Below are 22,155 nucleotides of genomic sequence, written 5' to 3' on the forward strand. Positions count from 1 at the left end.
ATGAGTGATGAATTTAATGGGATTCTAATCCGGCATTAAAACATTACTCAGGCTCCAATTCATCATTCATCACTCATCACTCATAATTTCACAATCGTGCTAACCGCAATCTCTCCCATCGACGGCCGCTACGCCGATAAAACTGCCGCCCTGAGCAATTATTTCTCCGAATACGCGCTGATTCGATACCGCGTATTGGTTGAAGTGGAATATTTTATTGCCCTGGTACGCTATCCTTTGCCTCAATTGGCCAGTTTTCCTGAAGAAAAAGTGGCCGATTTGATTCGCATCAGCAATCAAATGACGCTGGAAGATGCACAACGCATTAAAGACATCGAGCGCATCACCAACCACGATGTAAAAGCAGTTGAGTATTTTTTGAAAGAAAAATTTGACGAACTCGGCTTGCAACGCTACAAGGAGTTCATCCATTTTGGTCTAACCTCACAGGACGTCAACAATACGGCCATTCCACTTTCCACCCGGCATGCACTGGAGCAGGAATATTATCCTGGTTTAGAAAAGGTCCGCAATGAGCTGGCAACCATGGCCGATACCTGGGCTGACATTGCCATGCTGGCTCGAACCCATGGACAGCCAGCCTCCCCTACCCGCCTGGGCAAAGAAATCCAGGTTTTTGTAGCTCGTTTGGATCAACAACTGGAGCTATTGAAAACCATTCCCCACAGTGCCAAATTTGGTGGTGCAACTGGCAATTTCAACGCCCATTATGTAGCCTACCCCAACATTGACTGGCAACAATTCGCTTGGGCTTTTTTGCACGATGATTTGGGCCTGGAGCGCTCAGAGCCTACCACCCAAATTGAACATTACGATAACCTTGCGGCCCAGTGCCAGGCCCTCATGCGCATCAACACCATTTTGATTGACCTGTGCCGGGATATTTGGACTTATATCTCGATGGAGTATTTCAAACAAAGGGTGGTGGCTGGCGAAGTGGGTTCATCTGCCATGCCGCATAAGGTCAACCCCATTGATTTTGAAAATGCGGAAGGCAACCTGGGGCTGGCCAATGCAGTTTTGGCACATTTGGCCGAAAAATTGCCGATTTCCCGTTTGCAGCGGGATTTGACGGATAGCACAGTGCTGCGCAACCTCGGGGTACCTTTTGCACATATCCTAATTGCTTTCCAATCCATCCGCAAGGGTTTGAGTAAATTGGTGCTCAATGAAGCCCAATTGCGCCAGGACCTGGAGGACAACTGGATGGTGGTGGCTGAAGCGATTCAAACGATCTTGCGCCGGGAAGCGTATCCAGAACCTTACGAGGCACTGAAAGCACTCACCCGGGGCAAGGCCAAAATTGCTGCGGAAGACATTCATGCTTTCATCGATACCTTGGAAGTGAGTCAGGCGATCAAATTTGAATTGCGGAACATTACCCCCTGGAATTATACTGGCAGGTAAAACTTACTTAGGTGTTTCTTAAGTGCCTAAGGTTTCTTAGGTGGTGAAAAAGAAAAAGCCTTGCGAAGCAAGGTATTAATTTCACCACCTAAGAAACCTTAGCCACCTAAGAGGCACCTAAGAAATCCTACCACTAAAAATCCAATAAAAACCATGAAAGCACCTATTGTCATAGCCTTTCTTTTTTTAAGCTTTATCTCCCTGCAAGCCCAAACATACGCCCCCAATTGGGCCAGCCTCGACCAACGCCAAACACCCGCCTGGTTTCAAGACGCCAAGTTTGGCATCTTTATCCACTGGGGCGTATTTTCTGTCCCAGCCTGGGCCACCACCTCCAATGCTGATGGTTTTGGCAGCGGGTATTCAGAATGGTACTGGCAACGTTTGTTTGCCACCAATCTAAAAATCCATCCCGAATTCCTGGAATTTCACCGCAAGAACTACGGGAATGCCTCCTATCAGGATTTTGTACAACACTTCAAGGCAGAGCTCTACAAACCTGAAGACTGGGCAAAAACATTCGAAGACGCTGGAGCAAAATACGTAGTGCTGACCTCCAAACACCACGAAGGTTTTACCCTATGGCCTAGCGCCCAGTCCTGGAACTGGAATGCGGTAGATGTGGGTCCACATCGCGACCTGGCGGGGGACTTGTCCAAAGCAGTGAAAGCGCGCAACCTGCGGATGGGCTTTTATTATTCCTTGTACGAATGGTTCAATCCGGTATACAAAGCCGATGTCAACAAATATGTGGCCGAACGGATGCTGCCCCAAATGAAAGACCTGGTCACCCGTTACGAACCCGACGTACTTTGGACCGATGGAGAATGGGATCATCCCGCCAAAACCTGGCAAAGCGAAACTTTCCTCGCCTGGTTATTCAACGAATCAGCCGTGAAAGACCGGGTGGTAGTCAACGACCGCTGGGGCAATGACACCAAGGGGGCGCATGGTAGTTTTGCTACCTCTGAATATGGTCATGGTGGTACGGACAACAAAGAAACGACCAAGGGGTTTGTGCGCCCCTGGGAAGAATGCCGGGGTATGGGCGAGTCCTTTGGTTACAACCGCAATGAGAACTTACACATGTACCAAAGTGGCAAACAGTTGGTGCATCAATTGATTGATATTGTTGCCCGTGGTGGGAATCTGTTGCTCAACATCGGCCCAAGTGCCGATGGCCAGATTCCCGTGATCATGCAAGAGCGTTTAGCCGAAATAGGCGCCTGGCTGAAGGTCAATGGTGAGGCCATTTATGGTACACGAAAATGGGCAAAAGCGCCTGTTTACAACAAGGATTCGCAAGTGTATTTCACCCAAAAAGGGCAAAATTTGTACGTCATTCAGCGGAAATGGGCGGAGCAACTACAAGTAGATAATGTGGCCAAACCAAAATCGGTTCGTTTGTTGGGTTATGATGGGCCGGTGAAGTTCACTTACAAAAACAACGTTTTGCAAATCATCGCTCCACAATTGAATCCGAATACAATTCCTTGTGATTATGCGTGGACTTATGTTTTGGAAGGAGTGAATTGATTCTAATTACACAAACCAAAGCGACAACAATAGGAGAACGGATGACACGGATTAAGGCGGATTTTATTTCGCCTGCGGCGAAATCATTTTTAGCCACAAAGGCACAAAGACACAAAGCCGCCAAGTAGACCATTTTCGGTTTATCCAGCTTTGTGCCTTCGTGCCTTCGTGCCTTCGTGCCTTTGTGGCTAATTTTTCTCAATCACGCCGAAGGCGTGAAAGCGGTTAGAGCTTATTTCTTCTTTCCGCCATTCCGCACCAAATACGAAAAACTCAACATCACGTAACGCGACAGCGCATTCACCTGCTCATCCACCAGGGTATTCAATTGAGCATTCCGGCTCACCCCTTGATTGCGGCCCAGCAAGTCGTAAGCAGATAGGCGCAACTGACCTTTTTTGCCCTCCAATACATAAGCACTAAATGAGGCATTCCAAATCGGCAAACTGCGTTGGAATCCATCACCCAAACCACTGTAAACAATGTAATTGAACTGCGATTCGACGCTGTATTTTTCCTTAGCGAAAGGTCGGCGAAAGTAAGAACCAAAGGTGCTTTGTAAAAAGTTGCGGTTCAATTCGGCATTGGTGGAATAAGTATTCGCCGTAAAATTCATTCTGCTGCTGATCGACCACTCCCATTTTTTTTGTTTCTGATTGGTAATCGACAAACTGCCCCCATGGCGGCGGGAGTAGGTGGTATTTTGTAAACGGTTGATAAAAGTCAAATTGCGGCCAAAACCATGATCCGTGCCCAGACTGAAACGAATCCCCCAGGCTTTTACGGGAAATACATAATAAACGTTGCTGCTGGTAGAATAGTCGTTGCTGACGTTTTGAGGTGTAGATTTGGTTACCAATTGTTCATCTACCTCCTGGACCGTTTGGATTTTATCGGTAGTCAAAGTGCCATTTATGCTAAAAAGGAAAGTAGTACCTCTTTTTGAATCGAATAAATTGTACCGCAAGGAGCCATTGTAACGCAATTCCGGTGTAAGTGTAGGGTTGCCAATGTAATAACGCAGGGCGTCGGTAACTTCCTGTACGGGTTGCAATTGCCGGATGCTGGGCAAGTTCAAACTTTGGTTCAAGTCAAAGTTGATCGTTTTGGATTGTTTGGGGCGGTAGGTCAAGTTAAAGGAAGGCAACAAATAATCGTAGCGTCGATTCACTGCCGCTTCCTGCAAAAACAAACCGCCCTTCAGGAAGGTGTTTTCCCAACGTACCCGGCCCCCAAAGTCCAGTTTTTTGTAATCTGCCTGCACCCCTAAAGTGGTAATGTGCTGAAAAACATCGCTCAATAGATGATTGCTTTGCAACTCATTGAGCACCAATTGCCCCGAATCCTGCACATCCGACACCAGGCGTTTGTCGTTGTTAACCGAAGCGCGGTAATTATAGGTGGTGTGGAGCGAAAATCGTTTGCTCAAAGGCTCCGAAAAAGAAATTTGTGCACTCCAGTTTTCAGCATCATTCCCTGTATTGCGTTCTTGATGGATCAATACTTCACGTTCAGCGGCGGTGGCGGTGGCAAAAAAGAAGTTGCGCGATTGATTGGAGGATAAATTCTGGTTGTCGTTGGTATCCCAGTCTAGGTCGAGGTTCAGGTTGCGGCCTTTTTTACCCAAACGTTTGCGAAAAGTGAATTCGAGGTTACCGCCCAGGTTTTCGCTTTCACCCCGATTGGTCCGCATACTGGTATTCCGAGGCCCGGTCGATAGGTCACTGGCGAGGGATTGAAAGTCATAAACATTGTTGCCATTGCGCATAGACATGCCCCCAACCAATCGAAAGCCCCACAGGGTATCCCTCCGATCGGATTCAAAGGTCATATTCAGATTTTGATTAAGGCTAAAGTTGTCGCTTTGACTGGTGTCCTGATTGATAATGGTTTGGTTGGCCAGATAACGCTCCACTCTAGCGATCCGATCAACATTCCGATCCGACAAATTCAAACGGTAATTGCCATAAATCTGCCATTTGCGGGGCAGTTCCTGGGAAAAATTCAAACCCGTATTCACATTCGTGTTGATCCCTCCCGAAGGCAAGGCGGTAGATTCTGTTAAGCCCCGTTCCGACACGTCGTTGTTGCCATTTCGGTTAACGTTGTTGGCCGAAAAAGTACCGGTTAGGCGGCGTTTGGGGGAAAATTTATTCAAGGTACCCACTGCATCAAATTGTTTTGGAGGACCTACGCCAAGGGTTGATTTGCCAAAATTGGCCTTTTGCCGATCGGGTTTGGTTTTGATGTTGAGGATTTTTTCCCTTTGTCCATCGTCGATCCCGGAAAATTCAGCCTTATCGGATTTTTTATCGATGATTTGAATTTTGGCTACTGCGTCAGCTGGCAAAACCTTGAGGGCCATTTTGATGTCGGTGCCAAAAAACTCCTTGCCATCCACCATGATTTTTTTGATGTCTTCGCCTTGAGCTTTGAGCGTACCATCCTGGTCGAGTTCCATGCCGGGCATTTTTTTGAGCATATCTTCCACCGCGTCGTGGGGCTGTACTTTGACCAAACTGGCACTCAGTTCCAGGGTATCACCACGCACCGTGATGGGGATACGGTTGGCGGTGATCTCGGTGGTTTGCAGAAGGTTTTGTTTGGTTTTGAGCTGAATATCACCCAGGTTGATTTCGCGGGTTCCTTTTTCGATGGTCAGGATTTGCTCCCAGGTTTCAAAGCCCAAATAGCTGATTTGCAGCCGATACAAACCCGGTCTAACCCCAGACAATTCAACCAATCCTGCATCATCACTCAAATCATACCCAAACAAGGAGGAATCCTGAACAACATACAAAGCGGTAGTGGCGCGAGGTAGAATTTGAGAAGCTGAATCGATGATTTTACCAAAAATCCGGGTCTGGGCTTGAATCTCGGACACCGTAGTAACGAGCAGAAAGAGCAGCAAGCAATAGGTATACTTCATGTACAAGTTAAGTCTAATGGCTTCAAAGACAAAGATTGGAATTAAAGTGTTGCAGTGAAACGAAAGGACCGCTTGATTTTTGTTGTAAAATATACATTTATTCAGAATTATATTCCATATGCTTAAAAAAAGATGCGCCTCCCCCACTCCTAGCATTGGGGAGGCGCCTTCACATAAAGCCAGTAACTAAACCCATTAATCAGTTATCATTGAAAGCGAAAAGTGAAAAGCGAGAAGCAAGTCATTATCACTTTATTCTCAGAGATAACTGGTTTGTCCTGGCGTCAAAAAACATTTTCTTGACTTTTTTTATCTTTGAACGGTTGTTGTAGGAATAGCCAAAGGCAATTTGTAAAAGAAATCCAGCATTCAAGCTTACCATTTCGCTTTACTTTTCGCTATTCGCCCTACGCTTTTCACTGTTTAAATAATCGTGCCAAAATGAAACCAAGCTTTACTTTTTTTTCATTTTTTCTTTTTTCCCTGCTTTTTTACGCCATTTTACCACAAAAAGGGTATGCTCAAAAGGTAGAGCAGCCTGGGGTTTATTCCATCAGTAAAAGTACCATTGCCGATCGGGCGATGGTAGTTGCCCCGCATCCCATTGCATCACAAGTTGGACTGGATATTTTGAAACTAGGGGGGAATGCGGTAGATGCTGCCATCGCCGTACAGTTTGCGATCGCCGTGGTATATCCCCGTGCGGGAAACATTGGTGGAGGTGGTTTGATGGTATTGCGCACCAAAGACGGCAAGTTCAATGCCCTCGATTACCGCGAAAAAGCCCCCGCCAAAGCTGGCCGCGACATGTACCTCGACAGCCTCGGCAACGTGGTACCACGCCTTAGCACTGAAGGGCATCTGGCAGCTGGCGTACCGGGCACGGTGGCAGGAATGATTGCTGCGCATAAAAAATACGGGAAATTGCCTTTCAAGACCCTGATTCAACCTGCCATCGATTTGGCAAAAAAAGGGTACGCCATTACCCAAGGCGAAGTAGATCGCCTCAATGGCAACCAAGCCAATTTCAAAAAATACAATGCCGAAGACAATGCTTTGGTCAAAGCTGAACCCTGGAAACTGGGTGATTTATTGATCCAACCCAATTTAGCAGCCACCCTGGAACGCATCCAGAAAAAAGGGAAGGCTGGTTTTTACAAGGGTCAAACCGCCAATTACATCGTAGCAGAGATGGCCCGGGGAAATGGACTTATTTCGCTGGATGACCTAAAAAATTATGACGCCCGCTGGCGGGAACCTGTGGATGCCAATTACAAAAATTACCATATTGTATCCATGCCTCCTCCCTCTAGTGGCGGTATAATCATTTTGCAGTTGATGAAAATGATGGAACGTTTCCCTTTGGCTGAGTGGGGCTTCCAATCCCTCAACGCGGTACACCTGATGGCAGAGGCGGAACGCCGAGTATATGCGGACCGGGCTCAGTACATGGGCGACCCCGACTTTTTTAAGGTACCGCAAGACTCATTGTTGAATGACAAATACCTGCGTCAGCGTATGGCCAATTTCAATCCCACCAAAGCTACCCTCAGTAAGGATATTTTGGCGGGAGATTTTCGCAGCATTAGCAAGGAAAGTTTTGAAACCGAACACACTTCCGTTGTAGACGCAGAAGGCAATGCGGTAGCAGTTACGACCACTTTGAACTCCAATTTTGGCAACAAGGTGATGGTGCACGGTGCCGGCTTTTTGCTCAACAATGAAATGGACGATTTCAGTGCCAAAGCGGGTGTACCCAATCAATTTGGACTGGTAGGCAGTGAAGCCAACTCGATTCAACCCAATAAACGAATGTTGAGTGCCATGTCACCCACCATTGTTGAAAAGGATGGACAATTGTTTTTGGTGATTGGTGCACCGGGTGGCTCCACCATCATCACCGCCGTCTTTCAAGTGATGATGAATGTGATGGAGTTTGGACTACCGATCGATGAGGCCATTAAAGCGGGTCGTTTCCACAACCAATGGTTGCCCGACGAAATTTGGGTGGAAAAAGCGGCCTTAACCCCGGAACTGCGCAAGGAACTGGAGCAATTGGGCCATAAATTGCGCGAGGTGAATTATATGGCAGTAGTGAAAGCAATTTTGCGTTTGCCCAATGGGAAATTGCAGGGGGCGGGTGATCCAAGGAATCCGGATGATGACGCGAAGGGGTATTGAAATTTGAATCTGATATAAAACACGAAAGCCCCTCCGCACAAGTCAGAGAGGCTTTCGTGTTTCTGGCGCTAAGCGCCTACTCAACGAACAACTTTACTTCAATGGAATCGCCAGCACTGGAATTGCAGCGTGGTTGATGGTATCCTCGGTCAAACTGCCCAGCAAAATGTGGGCCAAGCCGCGGCGTTGATGTGTTCCCATCACGATGAGATCGGCGTTCCGTTCTTTAGCAAAGTCGAAAATCACTTGTTCTTCGTTGAGTGTAAAAGTTTCCGTTTTGTAAATTTCGACATCTTTCAAGCCAGTAGCTTCCAGCAACTGTTTTTCCCTTGCTTCGATGTCGTGATCGCCCCGATATGCTCCGGGATTGTTGATGTACAAAAGATAGAATTTACCCCCAAAGACGGCTTCCCATTCCCGCAGACCTTCGAACATTTTTTTCTGGTCGGTTTCGAGGGTGGTAGGCACCACTATGTTTCTAAATTCTGAGATCTTATCGTCGTGTACAGTCAGCACGGGACATTTGGCCGTACGGACAATTTTTTCAGTGTTGGAGCCCACAAAGAACTCTTTGAGTCCACTAGCCCCTTTGGTACCCATCACAATCAAGTCTATGCCTTCAGTTTGCACCAGGTCAGTAATGATGGTCGTGAATGGGCCACCAATGACCGCAGTACGGATGTTGTCGGCACCCAAACTGGTGGCTACCTCGTCCAACATCCTTTCCAGGTTTTCATGTACCATATTGAGGTATTTTTCCTCAATAGCCCGGTCGTAAGTATAGTAGTATTCGGATACTGGCAATGCGGCACCTACTTGTTCATTTACGTGCAACAGAACGATCTCAGCGTCCGTTTTTTTGGCGATTTTAACCGCTACATCCAACGCCTGACGCGCGTTTTCGGAGAAGTCGGTAGGAACTAGAATCTTTTTCATGGCTGCTTTGATTTTCTAGTTCAAAGGTAAGGGTCATGGGGAGCTGCTTGCGTTGATCTTCAGGGGGTACAAAAGGTGATTTTTGTCACCTCTTTTAAATACCCCTATATCTTTTCTAAGGTGAACCCCTAAGGTGCTCTAAGGTGCCTAAGGTGGTGAAAAAAATGTGCTCTTCGCGCTTGCGCACAAGAGTTTTTATTGAACCACCTTAGGCACCTTAGAGCACCTTAGGAGGTTGACAAGAATCAGGAACCACTTTTCTTTTTGTCTTCCCGGTGAAATACTTTACTTACAATCTTCCAGCCCTCCGGTGTTTTTAACAAACTCATAAAATCGTGAAAAACCACCTCAGGAGTTTCCACCTCCAGCCGTGCCTGAGCTGAAGTACCTTGAATTTGAATGCTTACGATGCGGTTTTTGCGATCCCCCTTTTGGCCATTTTTGGTACGCGTCATAAACTCCCGCAGGGGAACCACGTTCATTTTCCCATCCCGCATAAAAGTCATTTGCCCATCGGGATGGAAAGCCGAGGCGAACAAGGTGGAATCGCCCAGGGTAGCTCCATCCATGTAGGCGCGGAGGGTCTTTTCTACAGCTTCGAGGTCTTTGGTATCCGTTTGGGCGCTGAGCTGAGCGATGGAAAAGGATAAACACAAGGTCAATAATAACAGTTTGGTTTGCATATGCTATTTGTATTGGTTGCTGCAAAGAAACTGCCCTCTACAATTGCGGGAGGGTAAAGTAGCTTGAGTTGCCCTTTTTGCGTTTAGATGTTCATATTCCTAGAAAAGCGGCAGCAATTGTTGCATTGAGCGAAAAAAAAGCGTTTTATGTCGCCAAAGCCCACGGAATAGCCATCGAAAGTGGCATCTTTAAGAACTGAATGGGCGATAAAAAAATAAATGTTCATTTTGCCCCACTACAATGAGTAGAAGATGTTAGAAGCATTGGTTTTTTCACCTCGCTGGACTTATCGCCTGAGTCGCCACCTACTGTATTGGTTGTTTTGGTGGTTCCTTCTGGCCCTGATCTACGGCACCAAGTATGCCCTGGAAGATCCAAACGTTTGGTGGGGCATCAACCGCAGTTACTGGATTGCCGCCATCGACATGGCACCCAATATGCTGGTTATTGCCCTGTTTATGTACGGATTACAATACGGCATCATCCCGCGCACCTATCCTCAGGGGCAGTGGTTGTTGTTGGTGTTGGGAGCAGTTGTATTGGCTGCCGTTTGTGTGGCCATTGAAACCCAGATTGCCCTACATTGGATCAACCCCTGGAAACAAAGCCTGGGGCGGCCCTTCAATGAAGGATGGATGGCTTATTTTTTTGCCTTCACCAATTTGCTCAAACACGGCAGTGCCACCAGTGGTTTGGCCGCGGCTATTCGGCTGCTCAAACAAAACCTGCGCGAAAGAGAAATCAACCTGCAACTGCAACAGCGGCAACTGGAAACTGAACTCGAAATGCTGCGCCTGCAACTCCATCCCCATTTTTTATTCAACAACCTAAACAACATCTATGGCCTGATCATGGACGGCGACAAACTCCAGGCTGGAGATGTGGTGATTCGGCTGTCGGGCTTGTTGCGTTACATGTTGCACGAAAGTGCCGCACCACAGGTTCCGCTGGATAAGGAGCTTGAACACTTGCACAGTTATGTTTTATTGGAACAAATCCGTTGTGCCGATCGCCTGGAATTGGGGTATTCGGTCCAAGGCAAAGCACAGGGCAAACAAATTGCACCTCTGATTTTGTTGCCCTTTGTTGAGAATAGCTTTAAACATGGCCTGGCCAACGCGGTAGAAGGTGGTTGGATCAATATCGATATCCAGATTCGCGAAAACAGCCTCCATTGTTGGATTGCCAATAGCAAACCTGAACAAATTGAAGCGACCAATGGCTGTGGAATCGGTTTGAGCAATGCGCGCAAACGCCTGGAAATGTTGTACCCGGAACGCCACCAACTCAAAATTGCCGATTCGGAGGATTCTTTTTCCGTCACCCTTGAAATTCCCCTCAACACATGACGCAGCCTGAGCACCAAAGTTCTCCCAGCTTCCGTTGCCTGATCGTAGACGATGAGCCCCAGGCCCGGGTGGTGCTCCGCCGACACGTGGAAGCCCTGGACATGCTGGAATTGAAAGGGGAATGCCCAAATGCCCTGGCTGCGTTTCAGTTTTTGCAACAACAGGAGGTCGACTTACTTTTCCTGGATGTCCAAATGCCCAAAGTGAGTGGTCTGGAGTTGTTGCGCTCGTTGCAACAACCGCCAAAGGTTATTTTCACCACCGCCTTCCGCGAGCATGCGGCCGAGGCTTACGAATTGGATGTAGTGGATTATTTGCTCAAACCCATTGCTTTTGACCGTTTCCTGCGGGCCATTCAAAAGGCATTCCGGCATGTTCCCTTACCAGCCAGCGAAGATGCTGAGGCCAGTCCCGGACAGGCTCCCTTTCTTTATTTTCGCGCCGATCGGCGCATGATCAAAGTGTTTTTGCACGAAATTTCATACATCGAAAGTTTAAAAGATTACGTGAGAATCGCTACTACAAAGGGAGAAAGCATCATCACCAAACAATCGATTTCGGGCCTGGAGAGCACCCTGCCCGCCCATCGTTTTTTCCGCATTCATCGCTCTTTCATCGTCAATTTGCAACACGTGCAGGCTTTCAACGCCACGGAAGTGGAGATTCAGGAGCAAAAACTGCCAGTGGGAAGGTTGTATCGGGCGGCCTGGATGGAGCGGAATCGGAATTTTTTGTAAAAAAATGACGATCCTGGAACTTTAGCCTAAAAGCGCTGGTTAAGACCATATCCTTAGAAAACAACAATTCAATCAACAAACTAAACGACCATGATTGCATCTCAACGAAAACGCCGGAAGACTTCCACCAATCTCAATTAGTCTCCGGTTCCGTAGCTCAACAGGTAGAGTAGCTGGCTTTTAACCAGTGGGTTGAGGGTTCGACTCCCTCCGGTTCCACTTCAATCAGTATGGGGGTGAATGTACCAAGGCTTGGCGACACTGCTTTGCACGCAGCGTGTGGTGGGTTCGATTCCCACGACTTCCACTTTTATTACAACAATTATCATACTGGTCTGTAGCTCAATGGTAGAGCGGTGCTTTGTTAAAGCAAGGGTTGTAGGTTCAAATCCTATCGGACCAGCTTATTTACCACCATGCGGCTGGACATTTTGCTCGGAGGACATGAATAGCCCCTGGCTTATGAAATTTTTAAAAGAAAGCGTTCCTAAATGAGCCAGAAATTGAGAAAAGCTGGTAGCTACAAAAGATCGTTTATTTCCAAGACTCCAAAGATCTGACAATTTAAAACCTCCAGGCTTCAGCCTGCAAGGCGATTGAATAGCCCCAGGCTTCAGCCTGGGGATTACGGTAATCGCTCTCTTTGGGCTTTAGCCCCACTCTTTAAACACCTTATGAATATTGGGCTAAAGCCCAGATCGGGGGGCATTACGCCAACCCCAGGCTAAAGCCAGGGGCTATTCATGTCCTCCGCGTCTGATAAACAAAAATATCCAGTAGTGTGATTTATCATTCTAAAACTGCTGCAGTACACTGCGCACCGCTGGTACATAGCTTCGCCCAAATAGGTTGACATGAACCAGCAAATAATACAATTGATAAATTTCCATTCGCTGCTCAAAGCCGGGTTCTAAAGGCCAAGCCTCATCGTAGGCACGATAAAAAACTGCATCAAACCCACCAAATAAGCGGGACATAGCCAGATCCATTTCCCGATGGGCATAAGCCACCGCTGGGTCGATCAAAACAGGTCCTCCCCTTGCATCACACAAAAAATTCCCACTCCACAAATCGCCGTGGATCAAGGATGGAGCTTCGGTTGGGCAGATGGAATGCAATTGCTGGCAGAGCGAGTGGAGCCTTTTTTCATCGTTTGAGTCTAGCAGTTTTGCAGTTCTGGCCAGTTGCATTTGAGGCAAAAGTCTTTCTTCAGCATAAAAAAGAGCCCAAGTGTCCCGCCACTGATTGCTTTGGGGCAAAGAGCCGATAAAATTGGAATGGTCCAAACCGAATTGAGGGGAAGTATTGCGGTGCAATGCAGCCAGGGAGGCACCAAATTGTTGCCAAAAAGTAGATCGCCGAGACCCCGATTGAATGTATTCCAGCAGCAAAAAAGCAATCCCATCGGGAGTTTGACCTTGCGTGATGATCTTAGGGATACGAATTGCCTGCGCTGCTTGTAAAACCTGAAGTCCTTTTGCCTCTGTACTCAACATTTCAGAAGCGACCTTAGTGTTATTGAATTTGACAAAAAATTGCCTTTGATCGACACAATCGAGCAAGGCTGCATGATTGATATCACCGCCAGATATGGGTTGGCTGTTTTGTATAGTAATGCCAATTTCTTGTAAATGACTTTGCAGCGATTTGGGCAGCATATTTTTCTATTGAATCAATGAAAAATTGCCAGCACTATCCCGCCCCACCCTACCCTGTTCCAGACTTGGGTCATGTTCAAAATATAGCGCAAAAGCCCCATCCGCCGCCTCATTCAACAAACGTTCCTTCTCTTTCATGGTGTCCAAAGGCCGCAAATCGTAAGCCATAATATAGGGCATCCGCACATGCCAACGCGAAGGAATCAAATCGGCACAATACATCACGGTACCATTCGGGGTATCGATAATTGGCAACATCATCGCCTCAGTATGCCCATAGACAAAGCGTAGCCGAATCCCGGGTAACCATTCCACATCCTTATCACTGGGGTCAATCATTTCCAGCAGGCCCAAATCGCGCAGAGGTTGAATGTTTTCCTTCAGAAACGAAGCCGCTTCGCGGGCATTGGGATTCAGGGCCCAAGCCAAGTGAAGTGGGTTTGACCAATAACGTGCTTTTGGAAAAGTGGGCTCAGGATTGCCTTTGGCATCCAGTTGAATGGCACCGCCCACATGGTCAAAATGGAGGTGGGTAAGTAGCACATCGGTGATGTCCTCGGGGCGATATCCTTCAGCGGCCAGGTTTTGCAAAAAGCGCTCCTGACCCCAAGGCGTAAAATGGGAACGAAAGCGGGCGTCCTGCTTGTCGCCAATCCCGGTGTCTACCAAAATTTTGCGTGTACCTGTATCAATCAACAAGCAGCGCATGGCCCAGGTGCAGAGGTTGTTTTCGTCGGGCTCGTTCAACTTTTGCCACATACGTTTGGGCACTACGCCAAACATGGCACCTCCATCAAGTTTTAAATAACCGGAATTGATCGGTATGAGTTTCATGGTGTCCTGGATTGGATTTTCAAGATGTAAATAAAGCAGGAATTCTGCTATGCTTTGCAGTTTTTTGTTCAAATTTGAGCTCAAAGCAATACCATGCCCAAGATCAAATTGCCCGTTTTTTTGCCACCTGCTCTTTTGTTGCTTGCTTCCACCATTTATAGCCTTTACGATCCTGCCGATTTTTTGGTCAAAGTGAAAGCTGCCAACGACTGGATTTTGTACCATTTTGGCTGGTTGTTCTCCAGTGGCACCTTGTTCTTTTTTTTGCTCTGCATCTGGATTTATTTTTCGCCACTGGCCAAAGTAAAAATTGGAGGCAAAGACGCTCAGCCCATGCTCACGCGCTGGCAGTGGTTCAGCATCACTTTGTGTACTACGATTGCGATCGGCATTCTGTTTTGGGCCACTGCGGAACCTTTGTACCACTTACATACCCCACCTGGAGGAATTGGGGTAAAAGCCGAAAGCCCGGAAGCGGCTCGCTTTGCCCTTTCGACCATGTTCCTACATTGGACCTTCACACCTTATAGTATATACACGGTGGCGGGATTGATGTTTGCCATTGCGTATTACAACCTGAAGCAGCCCTTTAGTTTGGGTTCTATGTTGTACCCGCTGATTGGTGCCCGCAAACCGGGAGTCTGGAGCCATACCATTGATGCGGTGTGTTTGTACAGTTTGGTGGCAGGTATGGCTGCTTCACTGGGCGCGGGAATTCTGACGGTTGCAGGTGGGATGGAGCGCTTTTTTGGTATCCAGGACAGTCCAACTTTGTTGTTTCTGATCGCTTTGGTGATTGTGTTTTCCTTCATTGTTTCGGCCATAACCGGCTTATTCAACGGAATTCGCATTTTGTCCAACATCAATACTTATGCGTTTTTTGTCCTGGCCTTGTTTGTTTTGTTTTTTGGGCCTACCCGCTTTTTGTTTGCTTATGGTGCGGAAAGTATGGCAGATTATGCCCGAACCTTTTTCCCTCGCAGCTTGAGTCTTGGGGTTGACAAATCCTGGGCCGATAGCTGGACGGTATTTTATTGGGCCAATTGGTTGGCCTGGACGCCAGTAACGGCCTTATTTCTGGGCCGGGTGGCGATCGGCTACACGGTGCGGGATTTTATCAATTACAATCTGGTACTTCCTTCCTTGTTCTCCATCGTTTGGATGCTCATTTTTAGTGGCAGCGCGGTGTACATGGACTTTGTGGGTCATACTGCCAATTTATACAGCACCCTGCAAAAACAAGGTCCCGAGGGGGTGATTTACGCGGTTTTAGATCAGTTACCGCTGGCTCAATTGACGGGATTGGCTTTTTTGAGCACCGCCTTTTTGTCCTACGTTGCAGGAGCGGACGCCAATACCTCGGCCATGAGCAGTTTGTCAAGTACGGGCATCTCCCCAGAAAGTCCGGAGGCGCCTATTTGGATCAAAATCGTGTGGGGAAGTTTAGTGGGTTTGATCGCTTGGGTGATGATCGCCAATGCGGGGATTGATGGGATAAAAATGGCCTCGACCTTGGGTGGATTTCCGGCGTTGTTTTTGGTGTTGGCGGTGGCGCTGGGGCTGGTGAAGATTTTGTTGAAGCCGGGGAAGTATTTGGAAATATAAAAACAAATAGTTTTATTTTACAAAAATAAGTTTTACCTTGCGAAGGTTTTTATCTCAAAACTTTTACCCAAGCTAAAATGAACCCATATAAACATGCTGAGATTTCAGTAAAAAACTGGGGTGGAAAAATTGAAGACTACTACCCTATCCATCAGTTTATGGATTGTACCAAGGAAGTTTGCAGTGACAATCGGCATCGAATTTTACACACCCATTGGGGGATTTTCCGAGTCATTAACCCGATTTTTGGGGAAGTAATTAGCAACTCAGATGGAAAATTGATCAACGTTAAAGACTTATGCGAAAGGGATCATATTTTGCCAGATTTTAAAAACAAATTCATCCCTACACTCGCCGATTTTGTGGCTTGTATTGAGGAACGAGAGATTGACGATTGGAAGCAAAAAATTGAAACTTTGCATCAAAAGTATGCCAGTAGCAAACAAGTAAAAGACATATTACTTTCTCCTTTGCACCTCACTGGCCAGTTGAAAGCCTTGCTCTTAACTCATAACAGCTGGTTTTTGAACTACATTTTACCCAAAATCCAACCTATTGAAATCCAGCTGCTTGACTTTGAAATCTCGGCTCATGAGATTTTCCAAGCTATGCGCTTTGAGCTATGGATGGACAATGGTACGACCTTCCCTCCAAGTGCAAATAAACTCAATCAAATTAAAACCTTTTAAATAATGGAGAAGTCTTTTGTGATCCGCCAAATCGCTTATCTATATGATGATGAATGCCTTCGATTCCATACATTAGGTGGAGTGAAACAAGTTTTTTCAAATGAAGAAGAAGCCAAAAAAGCACTTATTCAATTAGAGCGGGCTGCTTTTGAAAAATTTGATTTATCTGACCTTGAACAATTTTCAGGATGTGGTCGTCGAGGTGATATGACAGCAAATGTGTTCAACCAATATTTCCAAAAAAGATTTGGAAAAGAAATTGTAAAAACATCGCAATATGGTGCTTATTGTGAACGGGGAACTTATTTGCCTAAAAATTTAAAAGATGAAGACATATTGGACATCAGAGAAATTGGGAAAATAAAATTTTATGAACTCGCAGAATTTCAAGGTAAGCCTTTTTTTTGGGGAATTTGGAAGCATGAGCAGTATTTTGCTAAACCAGGGTGGGTAGACTATTTAGATGCGCCCCTGTTTTTCAATTCAATTGAAAATGCTTTGGAAGTCGCTACCCAAAAGCTTGCTCAGATTTTTTACCTCTTGGAAATTCATGGAAATTTAGAAGAACTTTCAGAAACCCCTTCCATTCTTAGATCATTAATTGAAAATTCTTCCTGTATGAATTACGACGGTGAAAAAAAACAATTAACCATTCAATATCTTCCTGACAGAGAAGCACAGGCACTAAATGAAATGCTTAGAAAAAAAGTTTTTGAAATAAAAAAGATTGAGCTTGAAGAAGTCGAGTCGATCAGCCATTGGGTTTATGAACAAACCTGAAAAGCTGTTTGAGTTTAATAAAAAAAGCTAACTTTGGAAAGCTAAGTTATTTTTATTACTTGGTTTTTAAAATCAATCAAATAACCACCTGCACCATGGATCAACGCATCATCAACCTTTACGACGAATACACCCACAAGCCGCTTACCCGCAAGGAATTTATGCAGCAATTGGTGATGCTGACGGGTAGTACTGCCGCAGCCATGTCCGTATTGCCCTTCCTGGAATCGGATTATCAAACGGCCAAGGTCACTACCGAAGGGGAATTGTTTACCGAATACATCACCTATCCCGGTGCCCAGGGCGAAATGAAAGCCTACGTAGCCCGGCCGGAAAAGAAGAAAAAATACCCCGCCATCATCGTCATCCACGAAAACCGCGGACTCAACGCACATATTGAAGATGTAGCCCGGCGGGCAGCACTGGCAGGTTATCTGGCCATTGCCCCCAATGCCCTGGCACCACTCCTGACCAAACCCGAAATTACCGAAGATGAAGCAAGGCAACTTTTCACCACCCTTAAAGCCGAAGACAACCTCGAAAATTTCATGCGTTGCATCGATTCCCTGCCTGCACGGGAAGACTGGAATGGCAAGATCGGTTGCGTTGGTTTTTGTTGGGGAGGCGCCATGGCCAACACCCTGGCGACAAAGGTGCCCGCCCTAGGTGCAGCCGTAGCCTTTTATGGCCGTCAACCCGAAGCAGCCGAGGTGCCCAAAATCAAGGCTGCGGTGCAGTTGCACTACGGCGCTTTGGATGAGCGCATCAACGCAGGAATGGCTGCTTACGAAGAAGCCTTAAAAGCCAACAAAATTGTGTACGAACAATATGTATATGAAGGGGTAAACCACGCCTTCCATAATGATACTTCTACCGCTCGTTACAATGCGGAAGCTGCTAAACTGGCATGGAGTCGGACTTTGGCCTTTTTTGAGAAGCATTTAAAATAAAACCATTTACATAACAGGTTAAGAATAGGCTTTTTGGGGACCCCAAAAAGCCTATTGTCTTTAATGTATTCAGTTTTTCCTAAAAAAGGCCGACAGTCGCCCGACCGTCCCCTTCTCCACCCATTTTTCAGTTCTCCACTGACAAAAATCACTCTCACCCCTGACCCCTGTCATCCAGCCCTAGCTTTTGCCCTGCCTACCTTGCATCAACAAATTGACAATGGTATGACAGTCATTTTTTTGCTCATTCTGATCAGCCTTATCCTAGCCCTGGGCTTTTTAGGCGCTTTCTTCTGGGCCGTCAAAGGTGGACAATACGATGACGATTATACTCCGTCGATCCGCATGCTCCTCGACGACGACAAACCAACTGACACAAAACTTTAAAATCACAAACCTGATGGCACAAGTAGAGACCTTTTACTACGACAATGCTATCGTGCGCAAATTTGCGTACGCGACCATGCTTTGGGCTGTTGTCGGGATGCTGGTGGGCCTTATTGCAGCTTTTCAACTGATTTGGCCTGAATTAAACCTAGGCATTCCGTATACCACCTTCGGTAGAATCCGCCCTTTGCATACCAATGCAGCAATCTTTGCTTTTGTTGGAAACGGCATTTACATGGGGGTTTATTATTCCCTACAACGTTTGCTCAAAACCCGCATGTTCAGTAATGCACTGAGTAACATCCACTTCTGGGGCTGGCAGTCCATCATCGTGATGGCCGCACTGACCTTACCGCTGGGGATCACCAGTGCCAAAGAATACGCCGAACTGGAATGGCCAATCGATATCGCGATTGCGCTGGTTTGGGTGGTCTTTGGGATCAACATGTTTGGAACCATTCTCAAACGCCGTGAAAACCACATGTATGTAGCCATCTGGTTTTATATTGCCACCTGGATTACGGTAACCGTGTTACACATTGGCAACAACATCGAAATTCCGGTTTCGGCAACCAAGAGTTACAACATCTTTGCTGGTGTACAAGATGCATTGGTGCAGTGGTGGTATGGCCACAACGCGGTGGCATTCTTCTTGACCACACCTTACCTAGGATTGATGTACTATTTCTTGCCTAAAGCAGCCAACCGGCCAGTGTATTCCTACCGCTTGTCGATCATCCACTTCTGGGCATTGATCTTCATCTACATCTGGGCTGGTCCTCACCACTTGTTGTATACCTCTTTGCCTGATTGGGCTCAATCATTAGGTTCGGTATTCTCGGTGATGCTGATTGCACCTTCCTGGGGTGGTATGCTGAACGGTTTGTTGACCCTGCGTGGTGCCTGGGACCGGGTACGCCAAGATCCAGTTTTGAAATTCATGGTAGTAGCCATTACGGCTTACGGTATGGCAACCTTTGAAGGGCCCATGCTCTCGATCAAATCTGTCAACGCCATCAGTCACTTTACGGACTGGACCATTGGTCACGTACACATTGGCACCCTGGGCTGGAACGGCTTCCTGACCTTTGGTATCCTGTACTGGTTGATCCCTCGCCTGTTCAATACACAACTGTATTCTGGCAAACTGGCCAACGCCCACTTCTGGATTGGCACCTTGGGTATCGCTTTCTACGCCATTCCATTGTATTGGGCAGGCTGGGCACAAAGCTTGATGTGGAAAGAATTTACCCCTGATGGCTTCCTGAAATACGGTAACTTCCTCGAAACGGTAACCCAAATCATGCCGATGTATTACATCCGGGCATTGGGTGGTACCTTATACTTTGCAGGTACACTGGTGATGGTTTACAACCTGATTGCAACCATCCGCCAGGGATCATTCATTGGTGATGAAGCAGCCGAAGCTCCGGCCAGAGTAGCTACCGATGGTACTCATAAAGGCGAACACTGGCACCGCTGGATCGAACGCCGGCCTATGCAAATGTTGATTGGTAGTGCGATTGCAATCTTGATCGGTGGGATCATCGAGATTTCTCCAATGGTGATGATTGAATCCAATATACCAAAAATTGCTTCTGTAAAACCCTATACACCACTGGAATTACACGGCCGCGATTTGTACATCCGTGAAGGCTGTTTGGGTTGTCACTCACAAATGGTGCGTCCATTCCGCTCTGAAACTGAGCGTTATGGCGAGTACTCCAAATCTGGTGAGTTTATCTATGACCGTCCTTTCCTTTGGGGTTCCAAACGGACTGGTCCGGACTTACACCGCGAAGGTGGCAAATACCCGGACAGCTGGCACTACAACCACATGGTGGATCCACAAAGTATGTCACCTGGTTCGATTATGCCAGCTTACCCCTGGTTGCTGCGCGATGAGATGGACCTGGGCACTATGCCTAAAAAGATCAAGGTGTTGACCATGTTGGGTACCCCATACCCAGAAGGTTACGAAGATCAGGCAGTTGCTGATTTGAAAAAACAAGCCAGTGAAGTTGCTGAACGATTGCGCAAAGATGGAGTCGAAGACGATAAACTGGAAAAACGCGATATCGTGGCTTTGATTGCCTACCTGCAAAGATTGGGTACGGACATTAAACCAAAACCACAGGTAACCAACTAAATCAAGTTGAGAAGTTGAGGAGTTTAGAAGTTGAGAATAGTCCTCGTCCAAGACGTTGTGCAATTCTCAACTCCTCAACTCCTCAACTTCTCAACCCCTCAACTCCTCAACCATGTACAAATACATTCTCGAAAGCGCTGGAAGCATCAACTGGATGGCCATCTCTGCCCTAATCACCTTCGTCACGGTTTTTTTGGTGAGTGCCATTATGGCTTTCCGCAGCCCGCTCGGATACCTCAATAAAATGTCGAATCTTCCTCTGGACGATTCCTATCTTCAAACATCGGAAACTGACATTCGCCATGAAGAAAAATAAGCTCAAAAAACAATTGGTCATCACCCTCCTGGCTTTGCTTTCCTCTTCCCTGGTTTTTGCCCAAGGGGCAGGTGCCGCAGGGGCGGCTACTCCGGCCAGCAATGAGACCTACAACTCACTTTTGGCCAACGGCCTGATCTTTTTTGCTGGCTTGACCATGTTAGGGGCAGTGTTGGCCCTGTTTCACTTGCTCAGCATGATGATCAAGGTGCAACAGATCAAAATCTATCAGGAACAAGGTGTAGAAGCCTATCTTGAGAAGGTTGAAAAAACCAACCAGGAGCCTTGGTGGAAACGCCAATACAAAGCCTGGACCAATGTGGTGCCCGTAGAAAAAGAGGACAGTGTAATGCTGGATCACAACTACGATGGCATCCGGGAATTGGACAACAGCCTGCCACCCTGGTGGGTAGCCATGTTTTACATCACCATTTTCCTGGGGGTAGTATTCTTGGCTTATTACCACGTTTTGGGAGGCCCCAGCCAGTCCGATGAATACAATGCGGAAATGAAGGTGGCCGAGCAAGCCAAAGCTGCCTTTGCTGCTACGCAAGCCAACAACATTGATGAAGATAACCTCGAAGCCAGTGCGGATGCCAAAGATTTGTCCATTGGTCAAACCATTTTTAGCACCAACTGTGTGGCTTGCCACGGCGCTAAAGGTGAAGGCGGGGTAGGTCCAAACCTGACCGACGAGTTCTGGATCCACGGTGGCGGTATCACCAATGTATTCAAAACTGTAAAAAATGGGGTGCCTGAAAAAGGGATGATCGCCTGGAGTGCACAACTCAAACCAGCGGATATCCTGAAGGTAAGCAGTTATATCCTAACGCTTCAAGGTACCAATCCACCAAACGGCAAAGCACCACAAGGCACAAAATACATTGCTGAAGGTGAAGAAGCTCCAGCGGATACTACCGCAGTAAATTAACTAGTTTCAAGGCTCCAGGGCTCCAAGGTTCGAACCCTGGAAACCTGGAGCCTTGAAACCCTGGAATCTAAATTTT

At 46.9% G+C, this 22,155-nt stretch carries 18 protein-coding genes and 1 tRNA gene; 14 read left to right on the plus strand and 5 right to left on the minus strand.

Going from position 1 to position 22,155, the window contains the following annotated elements:
• Positions 1-96: 96 nt before the first annotated feature.
• Positions 97-1,428, plus strand: coding sequence for an adenylosuccinate lyase (purB, locus tag ACO08K_RS26445; RefSeq protein ID WP_421799498.1), 1,332 nt, complete (start codon positions 97-99; stop codon positions 1,426-1,428).
• Between the two features lie 153 nt (positions 1,429-1,581).
• Positions 1,582-2,964 carry an alpha-L-fucosidase gene (locus ACO08K_RS26450; protein ID WP_421799499.1) on the plus strand — a complete coding sequence of 461 codons (1,383 nt, stop codon included), beginning with the start codon at positions 1,582-1,584 and terminating at the stop codon, positions 2,962-2,964.
• A gap of 232 nt (positions 2,965-3,196) precedes the next feature.
• On the opposite strand, the gene ACO08K_RS26455 is transcribed toward ACO08K_RS26450, so the two are convergent.
• Positions 3,197-5,893 carry an outer membrane beta-barrel family protein gene (locus ACO08K_RS26455; protein WP_421799500.1) on the minus strand — a complete coding sequence of 899 codons (2,697 nt, stop codon included), beginning with the start codon at positions 5,891-5,893 and terminating at the stop codon, positions 3,197-3,199.
• Between the two features lie 441 nt (positions 5,894-6,334).
• On the opposite strand from ACO08K_RS26455, the gene ggt reads away from it, so the two are divergent.
• Positions 6,335-8,074, plus strand: coding sequence for a gamma-glutamyltransferase (gene ggt, locus ACO08K_RS26460; protein ID WP_421799501.1), 1,740 nt, complete (start codon positions 6,335-6,337; stop codon positions 8,072-8,074).
• Positions 8,075-8,167: 93 nt separating this feature from the next.
• On the opposite strand, the gene ACO08K_RS26465 is transcribed toward ggt, so the two are convergent.
• Positions 8,168-9,010 (minus strand): universal stress protein, encoded by an 843-nt coding sequence (locus ACO08K_RS26465; protein ID WP_421799502.1) that lies wholly within the window; start codon positions 9,008-9,010, stop codon positions 8,168-8,170.
• Between the two features lie 245 nt (positions 9,011-9,255).
• Positions 9,256-9,693, minus strand: coding sequence for a nuclear transport factor 2 family protein (locus tag ACO08K_RS26470; RefSeq protein WP_421799503.1), 438 nt, complete (start codon positions 9,691-9,693; stop codon positions 9,256-9,258).
• A gap of 252 nt (positions 9,694-9,945) precedes the next feature.
• Between ACO08K_RS26470 and ACO08K_RS26475 the strand changes: the two genes are divergently transcribed.
• The 3 genes from ACO08K_RS26475 to ACO08K_RS26485 all read left to right on the plus strand — a co-directional run bounded on the left by ACO08K_RS26475 (position 9,946) and on the right by ACO08K_RS26485 (position 12,183).
• Positions 9,946-11,043, plus strand: coding sequence for a sensor histidine kinase (locus tag ACO08K_RS26475; protein WP_421799504.1), 1,098 nt, complete (start codon positions 9,946-9,948; stop codon positions 11,041-11,043).
• Positions 11,040-11,780 carry a LytR/AlgR family response regulator transcription factor gene (locus tag ACO08K_RS26480; RefSeq protein WP_421799505.1) on the plus strand — a complete coding sequence of 247 codons (741 nt, stop codon included), beginning with the start codon at positions 11,040-11,042 and terminating at the stop codon, positions 11,778-11,780. The genes ACO08K_RS26475 and ACO08K_RS26480 overlap by 4 nt, the downstream gene beginning before the upstream one ends.
• A gap of 331 nt (positions 11,781-12,111) precedes the next feature.
• Positions 12,112-12,183: transfer RNA gene (locus ACO08K_RS26485), tRNA-Asn, on the plus strand.
• Between the two features lie 391 nt (positions 12,184-12,574).
• Here ACO08K_RS26485 and ACO08K_RS26490 read toward each other — a convergent pair.
• The gene (locus ACO08K_RS26490; RefSeq protein WP_421799506.1) at positions 12,575-13,438 is read right to left on the minus strand and encodes a fructosamine kinase family protein; all 864 of its coding nucleotides are present in this window, start codon (positions 13,436-13,438) and stop codon (positions 12,575-12,577) included.
• 6 nt (positions 13,439-13,444) lie between these two features.
• On the minus strand, positions 13,445-14,272 hold the full coding sequence (locus tag ACO08K_RS26495; RefSeq protein WP_421799507.1) for an MBL fold metallo-hydrolase: 828 nt from the start codon (positions 14,270-14,272) through the stop codon (positions 13,445-13,447).
• 93 nt (positions 14,273-14,365) lie between these two features.
• Between ACO08K_RS26495 and ACO08K_RS26500 the strand changes: the two genes are divergently transcribed.
• The 8 genes from ACO08K_RS26500 to ACO08K_RS26535 all read left to right on the plus strand — a co-directional run bounded on the left by ACO08K_RS26500 (position 14,366) and on the right by ACO08K_RS26535 (position 22,079).
• Positions 14,366-15,877 carry a BCCT family transporter gene (locus ACO08K_RS26500; protein ID WP_421799508.1) on the plus strand — a complete coding sequence of 504 codons (1,512 nt, stop codon included), beginning with the start codon at positions 14,366-14,368 and terminating at the stop codon, positions 15,875-15,877.
• A gap of 77 nt (positions 15,878-15,954) precedes the next feature.
• A complete protein-coding gene (locus ACO08K_RS26505) occupies positions 15,955-16,566 on the plus strand; it encodes a DUF6915 family protein (protein WP_421799509.1) in 612 nt (203 codons plus the stop codon).
• A gap of 3 nt (positions 16,567-16,569) precedes the next feature.
• Complete coding sequence (locus tag ACO08K_RS26510) at positions 16,570-17,346, plus strand: hypothetical protein (protein WP_421799510.1); 777 nt, start codon at positions 16,570-16,572, stop codon at positions 17,344-17,346.
• Between the two features lie 95 nt (positions 17,347-17,441).
• Positions 17,442-18,296: a dienelactone hydrolase family protein gene (locus ACO08K_RS26515; protein WP_421799511.1), complete on the plus strand. Its 855-nt coding sequence runs from the start codon at positions 17,442-17,444 to the stop codon at positions 18,294-18,296.
• A 225-nt stretch (positions 18,297-18,521) separates the two neighbouring features.
• The gene (gene ccoS, locus ACO08K_RS26520) at positions 18,522-18,683 is read left to right on the plus strand and encodes a cbb3-type cytochrome oxidase assembly protein CcoS (RefSeq protein ID WP_320033081.1); all 162 of its coding nucleotides are present in this window, start codon (positions 18,522-18,524) and stop codon (positions 18,681-18,683) included.
• Positions 18,684-18,696: 13 nt separating this feature from the next.
• Positions 18,697-20,832 carry a cytochrome-c oxidase, cbb3-type subunit I gene (ccoN, locus tag ACO08K_RS26525; protein ID WP_421799512.1) on the plus strand — a complete coding sequence of 712 codons (2,136 nt, stop codon included), beginning with the start codon at positions 18,697-18,699 and terminating at the stop codon, positions 20,830-20,832.
• Between the two features lie 112 nt (positions 20,833-20,944).
• Complete coding sequence (locus ACO08K_RS26530) at positions 20,945-21,148, plus strand: hypothetical protein (protein ID WP_421799513.1); 204 nt, start codon at positions 20,945-20,947, stop codon at positions 21,146-21,148.
• On the plus strand, positions 21,135-22,079 hold the full coding sequence (locus tag ACO08K_RS26535) for a cbb3-type cytochrome c oxidase N-terminal domain-containing protein (RefSeq protein WP_421799514.1): 945 nt from the start codon (positions 21,135-21,137) through the stop codon (positions 22,077-22,079). Before ACO08K_RS26530 ends, ACO08K_RS26535 begins: the two co-directional genes overlap by 14 nt.
• Positions 22,080-22,155: the final 76 nt, after the last annotated feature.

The organism is Haliscomenobacter sp. (assembly GCF_965225875.1).
GTDB lineage: Bacteria > Bacteroidota > Bacteroidia > Chitinophagales > Saprospiraceae > Haliscomenobacter.

What these genes read in the sequence shown, in the direction of transcription:
- ACO08K_RS26450 (WP_421799499.1), top strand. Translation starts at nt 1,582, where the DNA reads ATGAAAGCACCTATTGTCATAGCCTTTCTTTTTTTAAGCTTTATCTCC.
- ACO08K_RS26455 (WP_421799500.1), bottom strand. Translation starts at nt 5,893, where the DNA reads ATGAAGTATACCTATTGCTTGCTGCTCTTTCTGCTCGTTACTACGGTG.
- ggt (WP_421799501.1), top strand. Translation starts at nt 6,335, where the DNA reads ATGAAACCAAGCTTTACTTTTTTTTCATTTTTTCTTTTTTCCCTGCTT.
- ACO08K_RS26465 (WP_421799502.1), bottom strand. Translation starts at nt 9,010, where the DNA reads ATGAAAAAGATTCTAGTTCCTACCGACTTCTCCGAAAACGCGCGTCAG.
- ACO08K_RS26470 (WP_421799503.1), bottom strand. Translation starts at nt 9,693, where the DNA reads ATGCAAACCAAACTGTTATTATTGACCTTGTGTTTATCCTTTTCCATC.
- ACO08K_RS26475 (WP_421799504.1), top strand. Translation starts at nt 9,946, where the DNA reads ATGTTAGAAGCATTGGTTTTTTCACCTCGCTGGACTTATCGCCTGAGT.
- ACO08K_RS26480 (WP_421799505.1), top strand. Translation starts at nt 11,040, where the DNA reads ATGACGCAGCCTGAGCACCAAAGTTCTCCCAGCTTCCGTTGCCTGATC.
- ACO08K_RS26490 (WP_421799506.1), bottom strand. Translation starts at nt 13,438, where the DNA reads ATGCTGCCCAAATCGCTGCAAAGTCATTTACAAGAAATTGGCATTACT.
- ACO08K_RS26495 (WP_421799507.1), bottom strand. Translation starts at nt 14,272, where the DNA reads ATGAAACTCATACCGATCAATTCCGGTTATTTAAAACTTGATGGAGGT.
- ACO08K_RS26500 (WP_421799508.1), top strand. Translation starts at nt 14,366, where the DNA reads ATGCCCAAGATCAAATTGCCCGTTTTTTTGCCACCTGCTCTTTTGTTG.
- ACO08K_RS26505 (WP_421799509.1), top strand. Translation starts at nt 15,955, where the DNA reads ATGAACCCATATAAACATGCTGAGATTTCAGTAAAAAACTGGGGTGGA.
- ACO08K_RS26510 (WP_421799510.1), top strand. Translation starts at nt 16,570, where the DNA reads ATGGAGAAGTCTTTTGTGATCCGCCAAATCGCTTATCTATATGATGAT.
- ACO08K_RS26515 (WP_421799511.1), top strand. Translation starts at nt 17,442, where the DNA reads ATGGATCAACGCATCATCAACCTTTACGACGAATACACCCACAAGCCG.
- ccoS (WP_320033081.1), top strand. Translation starts at nt 18,522, where the DNA reads ATGACAGTCATTTTTTTGCTCATTCTGATCAGCCTTATCCTAGCCCTG.
- ccoN (WP_421799512.1), top strand. Translation starts at nt 18,697, where the DNA reads ATGGCACAAGTAGAGACCTTTTACTACGACAATGCTATCGTGCGCAAA.
- ACO08K_RS26530 (WP_421799513.1), top strand. Translation starts at nt 20,945, where the DNA reads ATGTACAAATACATTCTCGAAAGCGCTGGAAGCATCAACTGGATGGCC.
- ACO08K_RS26535 (WP_421799514.1), top strand. Translation starts at nt 21,135, where the DNA reads ATGAAGAAAAATAAGCTCAAAAAACAATTGGTCATCACCCTCCTGGCT.